Origin of the sequence: Rhodococcus sp. C-2, assembly GCF_027854095.1 — a bacterium.
GTDB lineage: Bacteria > Actinomycetota > Actinomycetes > Mycobacteriales > Mycobacteriaceae > Rhodococcus_F > Rhodococcus_F qingshengii.
In genome coordinates this window covers 234,936-248,039 of record NZ_JAQGFI010000003.1, presented here as the reverse complement: position 1 = coordinate 248,039, position 13,104 = coordinate 234,936, and the positions used below count along the sequence as shown (strand labels likewise).

The window sequence follows — 13,104 nt, the reverse complement described above, 5'->3', positions numbered from 1 at the left end:
TTGGGGAGGGGATCGGGGGATTCAATGAGTGTCTTGTTGTCGGACGTGGTGTCGGGTTCTGCGGTGGGGTTACGCGGACGGTTGTGGCAGTTGTCTGCTGCTGAGTTGCGTGCTGCTGCTGTCGAGGCGAGTGCGGAGATTCTGCGCCTCGAAGCCGTTCGAGTGGCGGTGGTGGACGAGTTGTCGTTGCGCCCGGATGATCAGGTGATCGCGAGCCGCGGTGTGGGGTCCTGGTTGGCGGCGAACACGATGCTGCAGGTTCGGGACGGGAAGAAGATCGCCGCCCTGGGTGCAGCTTTGCGGCCGTTTCCGGCGGTGGCGGCAGGCTTCGATGGCGGGGATTGCTCGTTCGAGCACGCGGTGTTGATCGTGGCGTTCTGTGAATCACCACCGAAAGGCATGCCGGAGGAAGCACTCCCGAAGTGCATCGACCTGTTGTTGGCTGCTGCGTCGGGTGTGGAGGCGACGACGACGAAGGTGCGGAACGTGATCGCGACCTTGGAGCGGTTGTTCGAATCCGATGAGATCCCGCCCGCCGAGGATGTCGATCTCAATGAGTTGCGGATCGCGTCGACGTTGAACGGTCGGGTGGTGGTGCGTGGTGATTTCGATGCCCTCACCGGTGAAATGTTGTTGTCGGCGTTGTCGAATTTGACGATGCCGACCCCGGCACCGGACGGAACCCCGGATTCTCGGTCGGCGGCGAAACGGACCGCGGACGGGTTCACGGAACTGATCCGCCGGTATCTGGACTGCGCCAAGACTGGCACCGATGGTGGTCAGCGTCCGCATGTGAACGTGCACATCAATGCTCGTGATTTGGCGGAGCATCGGGATTGCGCCGCGTCGCCTTCTGATGTGGACGACGAAGGCTCACCCGATCTGGACTTGTCGGATCTTGATGTCGGGCACATGCCCTGGCTCGGACCGCTGTCCGTATCGCAGACCAGGCTCCTCGGGTGTGACTGCTTCCTGTCCACCGTCCTGCTCGACAGTCACGGCGCGCCCTTGGATGCGAAACCAGGAAAGAGGTTGGTCACCGCCGAACAGCGAGTGGCGTTGATCGCCCGAGACAAGGGCTGCGCCTTCCCCGGCTGCACATGTGTACCGGCCTGGACGGATGCGCACCATATCCGGCACTGGGCCAACGGCGGCCCGACGGTGATGAACAACCTGGTCCTGCTGTGCCGTTCGCACCACCGGTTGATGCACCGGAAATCAGGGTTCGTCGGGAAGTGGGCGATTCGGATCGGTGTCGACAACAAACCGTGGTTCATCCCGCCACCCTCGATCGACCCCGGACAGCAACCCAGGCCGGCGAACACCACCTTCAAAACCTGAGAGGTCAAACCTCCTCGGCGACAACAGAACACGGACCAGCGCCGCATCGAGGAGACCTCGATGCGGCGCCAAAAGACATGCTCAGCCCAAGTCGGCGACAATCCGCTCGGCGAGAGGCCGTGACGACGCCGGATTCTGACCGGTGTAGAGCTTGCGGTCCACCACGACATAAGGCGACCACGCCTCAGCCTTCGAGAATTTGCCGCCCAATTCGCGTAGGCGAGTTTCGAGCAGCCACGGAGCCTTGTCCGCCAGACCAGCCTGCGTCTCCTCCTCGTTGGTGAACGCGGTCAGCTGATAGCCGTCGAACAGCCAGCTTCCATCGGGTCTCTGGGCCGGCAGGAGTGCCGCCGGCGCGTGACACACCGCCGAGACCACCTTGTCCGCGTCCAAGAAGTTCACGAGAAGCTCACCGAAGGATGCCGACACCGCAAGATCCTCCATCGGTCCGTGCCCACCCGGTACAAAGACCACGTCGTAATCGGCAGCATCGGCGTTCTCCAGAATCTCCGGCGAATCGAGCACCGGCTGCAGATCGGCGATGTACTTGCGCATACGGTCGGCGCCTTCTTGCCCGCCGTTCACCTCGGGCGCCAGGCTTCCCTCGTCCACAACGGGAGCTTTACCGCCAGGCGTCGCGATCACGATCTCGTAGCCGGCGTCGACGAAAACGCGATGCGCCTCGACCAGTTCTTCCGCCCAGTACCCGGTCGGGTGGGGTGTTCCGTCCTTCAGCGTCCAGTGATCTGCAGAAGTGACCGCAAACAACAGCTTTGTCATCGCGCAACCTTTCGTCGGTAAAGGAACCCATTGGTGACAAGACACCATCTTCAAGGCCCGATCAATGAAATAACGTCCAGTCAGTGCAACACGCTGCCCTTGTGAGAATTCCTCACCACCGCAGAATCACGTCACCCGTCAGGTCCCGATCGGCTTGCCGAACAGTCCTGCGACGAGTTCACCAACCGCATCCACCCAGACTGGCCAGGTCCTCTGATCAAGCGCCATGGATCCAGCGTCGAAGGTGCTGCATCCCTGCTGAGCAGGCACACCAGCGAACCGATCACGAAGCCACAGTAGAGCACTCGGCAATGCGACGACTTCCATGCTGACGTGCTCACTGAAGTGGTCTCTGGTGTAAACGACACTCGCAGAAGGATCTTGGCAATAGGTATCGACAAGTTTGTTCACCGGGCCAACAGGCACCAACCAGTCGGGATTCGACTGATAAATGTACATCGGCACGTCAGGAACAGACTTACCCATGGCAGCTCGGGAGAGCGCAGCTCTCACCGTGGGGTGTTGGACGGGATCTCCCGGGACATCGAGGAAGCCCTTGATATTGAGGAAGGGCACTGCAGCCGACGTCCAGAGCATGCACAGGTTGTCCTTGGCAGCGAAAAGCGCTCGGCCGGCAGGGTTTATGTGCTGATCGATGAAGCCTGCAAGTTCAGGATCTTCTCGGCTCACTCCGATTACACCGGCAGCGACGATCCCGGCCCCTAGAGCGTTGTTGGCATTGTCGAGCAAAGCGCCGAGATCCGCGGCAACACCACCTTCGGCGACTCCGACGATATTCAGTTCCGGCGCGTACGCCTGCCGTATTTCAGCTGCGTGACCGGTAGGAATCGATCCACCCGAGTAGCCGAGCAGCCCTACGCGAGTTGACCGCCCTTGTAGCTCCATGGGTTCGAAGTTCTCAGCAGCACGGATACCGTCGAGCGTGATCCGGGCCGCGACGGGGCCGGAGGCGAAGGAAGAATTGGGTCCCTGATGATCGGGCACCGACAATGCCCAACCCTGCGCCAGTGCCGCCTGCACTTCGAGGAATTGAGCCCCACCGGTCGCAGCGCCCGTCACCAGCCACGGCAACGCGCCTTGCTGCATGACATACGAAGGTGCGCAGTAGTTTCCGAGTGAATCCTCTGCCATCTGAAAGGACAGCAGCGGGCGCGGGCCTCCATCGCGAGTGTCGCCACGCGGCTTGATCACTGAGGTGACAGCAGGAATCGCCTCGCCCGCAGCATTATTGGATCGATACGAGATCTGCCACGCATCCACGTTGGTCGGAATCAGGTTGAGAGTACCGAGATTCACCGCACGAGCGGCGATGATCTCACCCGGTTCCCTGGATTCGACGACCTCGACAGGCGGTTCATAGAAGGCCTGGTCCAGTTCAGGCAAAGGCGGTGCGACCGCAGGCGGCAGGGCAGGCTGGACCTGAATTTGGGCGGGAACACCTTCATCCGGTGCCGCTGAGGCAGGTGCCGAAAGTCCGATCTGCCCGATTACTGCAATCACGGCAATTGCGAGGCCCCCGCGTTGTCGGTCAGTTGTCCAGCGTCGTCCCATACCAATTCCTCCCCGGAAACGCACAGATTGCCTTGTGTTGCCGCAGTTCTCATCACGAGCACACAAGTTAGATGTGAATGTCTAACATATTGAGGACGAGAGTAGAGCGTTGTGGGCTGGATTACAATCCCCTGGTGTTCGTGACCTATTCGCCGGCAAGAAGGGGCGCGTCGTCGATCAACGCATTCAAGAGCACCGTCATCAGATCGACCAGTACCGACACGGGAGGACGAGGCTCCGCAGTGCTCCACTGGTGCACCAGCGCGGTAAGCGCGCCGATGAAGGCGGTGGACGCCCACCGGTAACCACCCGGCGGTTCGTAATCGTCGCCCACGATCCCTTTGATGATCGACTCGAAAAATGTTGCCCAGACCGAACGTTGGTCCACACGATGCTTTTCCACCCGGGGACTGACACCTACGACGTCGATGAAGGCAACGTGTGCGCGTCGTGGGTCACTTCCGACCGACTCGACGAAGGCGGCCATGGCCGTCGCTGCCTTGTCACGGAGATTGACCGAAGGCTCTGCATCGAGTGCGTCGACCATTGCAATTCTGGCGTCGAGTTGAATCTGGTCATACAGCGCGAGGAGTAGATCCTCGCGACTACCGAACTCGTCGTAGAACTGCCTTCTGGCCAGACTCGCGGACGCGCAGATATCCGCCACCGAACTTCCGGCATACCCCTGGTCTGCAAACACGCTGAGAGCAGCATTCAAAAAGAGGGAACGGCGTTCGGCCTTGCGAGCCGCGACCGACCTTCCGCCGTAGTTTCTGTCTGTTTCAGCGATTGCCACGTCTGCCAGACTATGCGGCCTCGCGCCGCACACAAAACGCATCTGACCTGCTGCGAAGTTCCTTCACCACCACTACCGGCGCATCGGCACTGCAGCACGATCAGGCCAATACGAAGGCCACGGCAAAAAGTGTCCAGGCGGCAGCGAGAACCGTTGACGCCGCAGTAACTGCCCCGGTCACGGCAGGTCGAGTGCTGCGGTTGCGCGCGGCGATGATCCCGACCGTCATCAAAGTCAATGCCACCAGGAACGACAAAACCACGATTTTCACCAGCAACCCCTTCGACGACGGTCAACAGAACCGGAGACTATTTAGATAGTACACAAATAAATCGTGCATTAATTAAACTCAAAGTCTGTCAGGGGATTCTTGACAGAATTCAACAGCGCCTGTCAGGCTAGTCCTGACGAAAGGAGAACTTCTCATGGAAGACCTGATCGAACGCGCCCTGACTGCGAAGATCGAGACCGCCGCGATCACCACGGTCAACGCCGCGATCACCGAGGCCGGCACTCAGGCAGACAAGATTGTCGGAACAGATCCTTTACCTGGCAGCCCTGAGTGGGAGGCAGAACAGGACACCGACATCCCGGCGCAGCGTCAGATGGCGTGGCAGTTGGCCTGTTTCCGGATTCAGCTCGCCGCAGGTATCGATTCGACGGCAAGCGTCATGAGCCTGCGTAGATTCGGCGCAACATGGTCAACCATCGGCCGCGCAGCGGGAATGACCCGTCAGTCCGCGCATGAACGGTGGGGTCGACGTGTATCGGACATGCTCGATCCCTACGGAGTCGGGATGCCGCCCATGGTGCCGAATGATGATCCGACTCAGCCCTGACTAACAATCGCGTGACTAACAATCGCGTGACTACCGATCCGGCAGCAGCGCATCGGCTTTCGCGACCAGCACAGCGCGCTCACGCTCGTTCCCGGCCAGCCGAGCCGCTTCGAGGAGTTCGGTTCTAGCCTCCTCGGATCGGCCGAGCTGACTGAGCAACTCCCCCCGAACGCTGGGAAGCAGGTGGTAGTCGGCCAGTTCACCTGAAGCGACAAGCTTGTCGACGAATTCGAGCGCAGGGCCAGGACCGTATGCCATGGATACCGCCGCCGCATGATTGAGGTCGACCACGGGCGATGGCGCCAGTTGCGCCAGAGCCTCGTAGAGGATCACTATCTTCTTCCAATCGGTGTCTTCGAAAGTTGCTGCTCGCGCATGACATTCGGCAATCGCCGCCTGCAGGCCGTACGGGCCTCGTCCACGCCCGACGGCGTCAGCTCGTTCCAGCGCGGCAAGCCCACGCGAGATCTGTAGGCGATCCCACCTCGCCCGATCCTGGTCAGCCAGCAGGATGGGCTCACCGGTCGAGGTTGTCCGAGCGCCGAATCTCGAGGCTGTCAGCTCCATCAAAGCGACAAGGCCGTGTACCTCGGACTCCCTGGGGACCAATTCGGCGAGTATTCGCGCGAGCCGCAGAGCCTCAGCACTGAGCTCCGCCCGCATCCACTCGTCCCCGGAACTGGCTGCATAGCCTTCGTTGAACACCAGGTACAGCACTCCGAGGACGGCGCTCAATCTGCTCGAAAACTCTTCTCGCCCTGGAACTTCGAAAACCGCTTTCGAGGCGGTCAGCGCCTTCTTCGCGCGGACTATCCGCTGCTGCACCGTCGCCGTCGGCGTGAGGAACGCTTTCGCAATCTCTTCCGTGGTCAAACCGCCCACCACTCGAAGCGTCAACGCCACCTGCGCTTTTCGATTCAACACGGGATGGCAGGCGATGAACATCAGGCGAAGGACATCGTCGTCGATGCGGTCCGGATCCCAGCTGACGTCGTCGAAATGTGAAGCGTCGTTCTCGAGTTCACGCGCAAAGTGGGCGTAGCGCTCGTCCAACCTCTCACGTCGTCGCCACCCGTCGATCGCTCGTCGTGTCGCCACAGATGTCAGCCAGGCAGCGGGGTTTCTCGGAACCCCCGTCGCGGGCCACTGCTCGACGGCTTCGAGCAGAGCCTGCGCGGCCAGATCCTCGGCGAGATCAAGATCTCCGACGGTGCGAGTCAACGTGGCGACAATCTTCGCGGATTCGATACGCCAGACCGCGTCGACAGCCTTTCTCGTTTCTTCTCGCACCGCCTCGTCGGTCATGGTCAGCCTGCGACCGGACGATCGGTACCGAGCTCTTCACGCCAGCCTGCCTCTTTCTGGATGTACTCGTTGTCCTGATCGAAGTCCGACATCTCGCTCACGCGGCGTACCTCGAGCTTGCTTCCCGGCCCGAGCGGGCAGCGCTTCGCCCATTCCAAGGCTTCGTCTTTGGTCGACGTCTGAATGATCCAGAATCCCGAGAACAACTCCTTCGTCTCCCCGTACGGGCCGTCGGAGACCAGCGGAGGATCGGACTCGAAATCGACGATGAATCCCTCCTCCATCGCCAGTCCCTCACCGGCCAGCAAGACACCTGCCTTGATCAGGGACTCGTTGTACTGCCCCATCGCCGCGATGATCTCGTCGAAGTCCATGTCCTTGGATGCTTCGATAGCCTCATCGGTGGAACGCATGATCAGCATGTACTTCATGAGAATCTCCTTCGTTCGTGGACCGCTCTGTTCGGTCCCTCTGCTTACACGTCGAACGGCGCACTCACCGATCGACAAACTTCCGAAACAATTTTTCCGAGGACATAACCGCCGGTCGCGATACGCTGCCCACGGTATCGGCGGACGGGCCGTCGGGCCGGTCAGAAGTCGAGAAATCCCGGCACAACTTCGCGAACGAGCCCGGTCGCGTCAGAGCTCCCGTAGAAATACACCGACCCGTAACCGAATAGGTACTCCTCTACGAAATCGGGGTGGGACTCAGCAACCACCGGCCACCCCTCTTCGTTGATCTGGAACAGGAAGCTGTGTCCATCTGCCTCGACGGCATCGGCGTAGGACGGTTCGTTCTGAATGAGCACCGGTTGCGGAGCTATCAACACCAACGGCATCACCTCGTCGTCCGAGGGAATCCTGATCAACGCCGCGCTGCCAAGGCCCGCATGGCTGCCCGCCGATTCCGCACTTCGTGACGACGGCAAGTGCAGGACTGCCCTAACCCCGATGTCCGGGTATTCGAGGTCGTCGTCGCCGATGGAGAAACCTCGACGGATGAAGATCGAAAGCTCTCGCACGCCGAGCCACGGCGCCGTGTGTGCCTCGAGCGTCAGAAGGTACTCGTGCGACCGCAGAATCGCCTGACCAGCGAAAACCTGCGGAGGTCGTCCACCAATCCGTGCCCCACTTTTCGAATCGCTCGAACCCACCCCGAGATGTACCCTGTCCACCGGCGTCATCCTAGGGAGATCCGACGGGTGTCGGAGGGAGACTCTCCGATTTCCTACAATCCGCTGGTGACGTAGGCCACAATCAGGCTCGATGATGGGTGCATGACAACATTCCCGACTCTCGACCCCGAACTCGCCGCGGCACTCACCATGCTCCCGAAGGTGGACTTCGCTGACCTCCCCAACGCACGGGCCACCTACGACGCTCTGGTCGGCACCATGTTGGCCGACCTGTCATTCGACGGAGTCACGCTTCGTGAACTGTCGGCACCCGGCCTGGACGGCGATCCGGAGGTCACGATTCGTTTCTTCACCCCGGACAACACTGCCGGCCCTGTCCCCGTTCTGCTCTGGATCCATGGCGGCGGATTCGCAATCGGCACCGCAGAATCCAGCGATCCATTTTGCGTCGAGGTGGCGCGGGAACTCGGATTCGCCGTTGCGAACGTGGAGTACCGCCTCGCCCCCGAAACCCCCTTCCCCGGCCCCGTCGACGACTGCTACGCCGCACTCCTCTACATCCACGCCCATGCCGAGGAGCTGGGGGTCGATCCACGCCGCATCGCAGTGGGAGGGCAGAGCGCAGGCGGTGGACTGGCCGCAGGCACTGTCCTCAAAGCCCGTGACGAGGGCGTTGTGCCCGTGGCCTTCCAATTCCTCGAAATCCCTGAACTCGACGACCGCCTGGCGACGGTCTCGATGACGAACTTCGTCGACACCCCCTTGTGGCACCGCCCTAACGCCATCCTGTCGTGGAAGTACTATCTCGGCGGGTCGTATTCCGGTCCCGAAGATCCTGACGTGTCCATTTACGCTGCGCCGTCCCGGGCTACCGACCTCACCGGTCTGCCGCCGACCTACCTGTCCACCATGGAACTCGACCCGCTCCGCGACGAAGGAATCGAATACGCCCTTCGGCTGCTGCAAGCGGGAGTCAGCGTCGAATTGCATTCCTTCCCCGGAACCTTTCACGGGTCGGCACTGGTCGCGACCGCCGCGGTCAGCGAAAGAGGTGCCGCCGAAGCCCTCACTGCGCTCAGGAGAGGGTTGCGTTCGCTCTCGCCGGTCTCGTAGCGTTGCGAGATGCAAGGACTGATGTACCGGCTTGCCGAGCTCGATGCAGACTCGGCAGGCCTGGTACGTGTCATCGATTACTTCGACGCCCTCGTGCGGCACGGCTCCGACACCGCGTCTTTGCTTCGTGCGAGCGCGCAGTTGGCGGACTGCGTCGTGGGTATCGAGATCGTCGAGCGCGGCAGAAGCAAGAAGAATTTGCGCCGTTGCGATCCGCGCGGCCGATGGTCACCCGATCCTCAGCTCCCACCGAGCATGACCAGAAACATTGCCGTAGACGACGAGGTTCTCGGAACGGTATGGATCGAACGACCCGGGGCCAGCTTGCCACTCGACGAAATGCTCGTCGACCGGATGGCCCTGACCGCAGCGATAATTCTGCAACCGCGACGCCTGCCTACCGAAGCCGAGCACACTCGAAATCTGTTGTTCCCGATGGATGAACTCGCGGTGCTCACCTCCTGCGCCGGTCTCGGTATCGAACCCCAAACCCCAGTCCGTGTAATGGCAACCAAGGCAGTCTCAGACACGGCCGAAGGTGCTGCACACCTTGTCATTTCGCCAGATTACAAACCTGGCAAAGCCACTGGGATAGACGCTGACGGCGAGTATCTGAATCTCGTGACGGGTTCGTTCGCGGCGACACCCGAGCTGTCCGAGGCCGCGCTGTCGTCATTCATTCGCGCCGGAATATCTTTGACTGCTCCCGCTTCCGAAGTGAGCACAATACTGAGCACTGCACGATTCGCTCGTACACAGGCGTCGGCAACAACACCGATCGTGAACGCCGACGATCTCGGCGCCCTCAACCTCTTGGCGCCGGGACCACACATCGATCACTCGCGAATACCGGATCTGGTTCGTGCCGAAGAGATCGGCGATACCAAACAGGGGTTAGAACTACTCGAAATCTTGAGGTCATACCTGCAGTCCGGAACCTTGAGGGCCGCAGCAGATTCCATGCATCTTCACCACAGCAGCGTCGCGCACCGATTGGCGAAACTGTCCCAGCACGTCGGATTCCACGTCGATTCCATCGAGAACCGAGCACGCGCAACGGCCATGATGCTGGTCCTCGATGGCGGATAGGACCCACCGCGCATCACAGGTACTACACAGTGGTTGACGATCTTTCGCGTTCAGCGAGCGCAACAAACGGCGCAAGCGCCGGATTCGGATTATCCGGCCGGTAGGTCACTGCCACGTCGAGAGTTGGTTGCTCACCGGCGATCTCACATAGATGGACACCCGGGATGCGGAGCATCCGCGCTCTGCCCTGGGGGATCGGCGCAATACCCACCCCGTCCGAGACGGCATGCAGCACCTGCTCGTCGTCGGCCTCGAATCGAACGATGCTGGGCGCCCCGTTTGGCCAAAGTTGTTCGAGCGTACGCAAATACATCCCCGGGGCGTTGGCCTCCGGCCAGAACACAACGGGGACATCCACCAGATCTCCGAGTTCGAGCGTCGCTCGACCACCGAACGGATGATCCACGGGAACAGCGACCAGGATAGGTTCGGTATCGAGGACGATCAGGGGAAGTTCTCGATCGTCTTCATCGAGCGGCGGGCGAACAACCGCGATGTCGACGGCTCCGGTTCGGACGAGGTCGACAGTCTGCGCCGAAGTGCCACGATGAACGACAACTTCGACGCCCGGGTAGAGCCTTCGATAGGTGCTGACCAGATCCGCGACTGCGCCGCCCGCCCACGAACGGGTGTACGCGATGCGCAGTTCTCCGTCCACACCGCGCGCGGCCAACCGAATTCGTTCGACCGCCCGGTCCGCACACCCGATCAAAAAGCGCGCCTCTCGTACCGCCACCTTGCCGGCTTCCGTGAAGGTGAACTGCGGACCCCGACGATCCACCAGCGGAACTCCGAGTTCGCGCTCGAGAACCTTGATCTGCTGACTGAGGGCCGATTGCGCGACGTGGACGTTCGCAGCGGCTCGAGTGAAGCTCCCATGATCCGACAGAGCGATCAGATAACGGGCACGCTGCAGGTTCATACGGCGATTATAAGAAAAACAGATGGTGGTGTCACTACTTGGTCTTGGACACGGCATCACCTGAGGTCGGAGGATCGAGTTCACGTTGATCCACCGTCTGTCTCCCGAAAATTGTCACCCGAACGATCACAAGGTTGCACATGAACCCCCGAACACTCACTGAACCTGCAACAGACGCGAGGCTTCTCGACGCCCTAGCTGAGATCGTCGGCCACACGCATGTCCTTACCGATCCCGAACTGATCGAGGGCTACACACGTGACTGGACGGGACGTTGGATCGGCGACGCGATCGCGGTCATCCGCCCCGGCAACACTTCCGAAGTGTCTGCGGTTCTTCGAGCATGCTTCGACGCGGGGGTTCCCGTCACACCGCAAGGCGGCAACACCGGACTGGTCGGTGGTGGAATCGCCTCGACTGGGTCCGTGGTGCTGAGTACCAGACGTCTGGAGACGATCGAAGCCGTCGACCCCATCGGTCGGACAATCGCAGCCGGCGCCGGCGTGACCGTTGCTCGCGCAGACCTGGCCGCATCGGCACACGGTCTCCGCTTCGGAATCGATTTGGCATCAAAGGAATCCGCAACACTCGGCGGCATCGTCGCAACCAACGCCGGTGGGACGCGCATGGTCCGATACGGAAATACACGCGCACAGATACTCGGTATCGAAGCCGTGCTCGCGGACGGTTCGGTGCTGAGTAGATGGACTCCACTCGTCAAAGACAATGTCGGATACGATATTCCAGGACTTCTCGCCGGCAGCGAGGGAACGCTCGCAGTCATCACCAAGGTCCTGATGAAGCTGGTCACCCCGGCGACCGACACCCAGGTCGTGCTCGCGGGTGTACGCGAAGTCGATCAAGCGCTTCATTTGTGTAATCGCGTGCGTCAGAGCGGATTGACCGTCGAAGCCGCCGAGATCATGACCGACGACGGCATCTCCCTCGTCTGCGCACACACCGATGCCCGTCGCCCGTTCGGCACCCCTTCACCGATGTACACACTCATCGAGGTGTCATCACCGCGCGAAACGGAAGAGTCGCTCCTCGAAGTACTCTCCGACTCTGCCGACCTCATCGAGGACGCGACGGTCGAGCCTGGGCCGGCTCGAAAACTGTGGACTCTGCGGGAAAGCCATACCGAAAGCATCAGCGCGTCGTCGACGACGCCGGTAGTCAAGCTCGACATCTCCGTCCCCTTGTCCGTGATGGGAATGTTCATCGACAACCTCCGAGAAAGCCTGGCACAACGATTCCCCCTCGTGCGGCCAATCCTGTTCGGGCACTTCGCCGACGGAAACATTCATGTGAACCTTCTGGATGCCGAGCCGAGGGTCGCACACGAACTGACCGATACGGTGTTCCGACTCGTCGCCGTCCACCATGGAAGCATCAGCGCCGAGCACGGGATAGGCCGCGCGAAGTCGCCGTGGATATCGCTGGGGCGCACTGAAACCGACATCGCCGCAATGCAGTTGATCAAATCGTCCTGGGATCCCCGTGGAATCCTCAATCCTGGAATACTGTTGCCGGAAAAAGTCGGGTAAGCAAAAGGGGTCTCATGCAGGATCTTTACGTCGTCACTCATCCTCATGCCGAACACACAGCGCAGGACGTAGTCGGCGGTTGGCACAATTCGGTTCTCACCCCCGCTGGTCGGCGCGATGCAGGTTTGATCGCCGAAGCACTGAAACGACGACGCACAGGAACTTCGCGCCCGGTCCGCATCACCTCGTCCGACCTCAATCGTTGCACCGAGACATCCACGATCATCGCCCGGACACTCGATGCTCCGGCGACAACGGATTCACGATTGCGCGAAATCAGCTTCGGCGAAGCCGAAGGACGCCCGAACTCGTGGCTGGCCCAGCGGCAGGTCCCGGCCCCTGACAACAACCGCCTCGATCACCGTGGCCTCGTTGCCGGTGCCGAGACCCGCCGCGACATCGCATCAAGGGTTCACGAATGCGTTCACGAACTGATGGACGATCTCGATCACGATCACATCGTCGTAACCCACGGCTTTGCACACACATTCGTCGTCTCCGCCTGGCTACAGATTCCCGTCGAAGCCGCAGGATTTGCGACCTTCGCGACCACCCCGGGTGCAATCACACATCTCCGACACGACGACTACTGGCGCAACCGAACCCTCGTGCAACTAGCTGATACGACGCACCTGGACTGTGGCACGATGGCCTGATGCGCC

Annotated in this window: 14 protein-coding genes; 6 read left to right on the top strand and 8 right to left on the bottom strand. The window is 61.0% G+C overall.

Annotation, left to right across the window (positions count from 1 at the left end):
- Positions 1-24: 24 nt before the first annotated feature.
- The gene (locus tag PCS43_RS07740) at positions 25-1,341 is read left to right on the top strand and encodes an HNH endonuclease signature motif containing protein (RefSeq protein ID WP_209910435.1); all 1,317 of its coding nucleotides are present in this window, start codon (positions 25-27) and stop codon (positions 1,339-1,341) included.
- An 81-nt stretch (positions 1,342-1,422) separates the two neighbouring features.
- On the opposite strand, the gene PCS43_RS07735 is transcribed toward PCS43_RS07740, so the two are convergent.
- The 4 genes from PCS43_RS07735 to PCS43_RS07720 form a co-directional block, all read right to left on the bottom strand.
- Positions 1,423-2,121 carry a type 1 glutamine amidotransferase domain-containing protein gene (locus PCS43_RS07735; protein ID WP_030537402.1) on the bottom strand — a complete coding sequence of 233 codons (699 nt, stop codon included), beginning with the start codon at positions 2,119-2,121 and terminating at the stop codon, positions 1,423-1,425.
- 138 nt (positions 2,122-2,259) lie between these two features.
- Positions 2,260-3,693: a lipase family protein gene (locus PCS43_RS07730; protein WP_209910437.1), complete on the bottom strand. Its 1,434-nt coding sequence runs from the start codon at positions 3,691-3,693 to the stop codon at positions 2,260-2,262.
- Between the two features lie 145 nt (positions 3,694-3,838).
- Positions 3,839-4,531 (bottom strand): TetR/AcrR family transcriptional regulator, encoded by a 693-nt coding sequence (locus tag PCS43_RS07725; protein ID WP_209910440.1) that lies wholly within the window; start codon positions 4,529-4,531, stop codon positions 3,839-3,841.
- A 58-nt stretch (positions 4,532-4,589) separates the two neighbouring features.
- Positions 4,590-4,760 carry a hypothetical protein gene (locus tag PCS43_RS07720; protein WP_007735738.1) on the bottom strand — a complete coding sequence of 57 codons (171 nt, stop codon included), beginning with the start codon at positions 4,758-4,760 and terminating at the stop codon, positions 4,590-4,592.
- Positions 4,761-4,914: 154 nt separating this feature from the next.
- On the opposite strand from PCS43_RS07720, the gene PCS43_RS07715 reads away from it, so the two are divergent.
- Positions 4,915-5,328 carry a hypothetical protein gene (locus PCS43_RS07715; protein ID WP_003942828.1) on the top strand — a complete coding sequence of 138 codons (414 nt, stop codon included), beginning with the start codon at positions 4,915-4,917 and terminating at the stop codon, positions 5,326-5,328.
- A 30-nt stretch (positions 5,329-5,358) separates the two neighbouring features.
- Here the strand turns inward: PCS43_RS07715 and PCS43_RS07710 are convergent, their stop codons facing one another.
- The 3 genes from PCS43_RS07710 to PCS43_RS07700 form a co-directional block, all read right to left on the bottom strand.
- On the bottom strand, positions 5,359-6,633 hold the full coding sequence (locus PCS43_RS07710; RefSeq protein ID WP_058226803.1) for an RNA polymerase sigma factor: 1,275 nt from the start codon (positions 6,631-6,633) through the stop codon (positions 5,359-5,361).
- A gap of 2 nt (positions 6,634-6,635) precedes the next feature.
- Positions 6,636-7,064 (bottom strand): YciI family protein, encoded by a 429-nt coding sequence (locus PCS43_RS07705; protein ID WP_007735729.1) that lies wholly within the window; start codon positions 7,062-7,064, stop codon positions 6,636-6,638.
- A 161-nt stretch (positions 7,065-7,225) separates the two neighbouring features.
- On the bottom strand, positions 7,226-7,819 hold the full coding sequence (locus PCS43_RS07700) for a hypothetical protein (protein ID WP_054188299.1): 594 nt from the start codon (positions 7,817-7,819) through the stop codon (positions 7,226-7,228).
- 93 nt (positions 7,820-7,912) lie between these two features.
- On the opposite strand from PCS43_RS07700, the gene PCS43_RS07695 reads away from it, so the two are divergent.
- Together PCS43_RS07695 and PCS43_RS07690 are read left to right on the top strand one after the other, a co-directional pair.
- Positions 7,913-8,884, top strand: a complete 972-nt coding sequence (locus PCS43_RS07695) for an alpha/beta hydrolase (protein WP_030537407.1) — start codon at positions 7,913-7,915, stop codon at positions 8,882-8,884.
- Positions 8,885-8,893: 9 nt separating this feature from the next.
- A complete protein-coding gene (locus tag PCS43_RS07690) occupies positions 8,894-9,973 on the top strand; it encodes a helix-turn-helix domain-containing protein (RefSeq protein ID WP_270923012.1) in 1,080 nt (359 codons plus the stop codon).
- 22 nt (positions 9,974-9,995) lie between these two features.
- Here PCS43_RS07690 and PCS43_RS07685 read toward each other — a convergent pair whose 3' ends face one another.
- Positions 9,996-10,895, bottom strand: coding sequence for a LysR family transcriptional regulator (locus PCS43_RS07685; RefSeq protein ID WP_058226801.1), 900 nt, complete (start codon positions 10,893-10,895; stop codon positions 9,996-9,998).
- Between the two features lie 140 nt (positions 10,896-11,035).
- On the opposite strand from PCS43_RS07685, the gene PCS43_RS07680 reads away from it, so the two are divergent.
- The gene (locus PCS43_RS07680) at positions 11,036-12,442 is read left to right on the top strand and encodes an FAD-binding oxidoreductase (protein ID WP_042448192.1); all 1,407 of its coding nucleotides are present in this window, start codon (positions 11,036-11,038) and stop codon (positions 12,440-12,442) included.
- A gap of 14 nt (positions 12,443-12,456) precedes the next feature.
- Positions 12,457-13,098, top strand: a complete 642-nt coding sequence (locus PCS43_RS07675; protein WP_209910445.1) for a histidine phosphatase family protein — start codon at positions 12,457-12,459, stop codon at positions 13,096-13,098.
- Positions 13,099-13,104 lie beyond the last annotated feature (6 nt).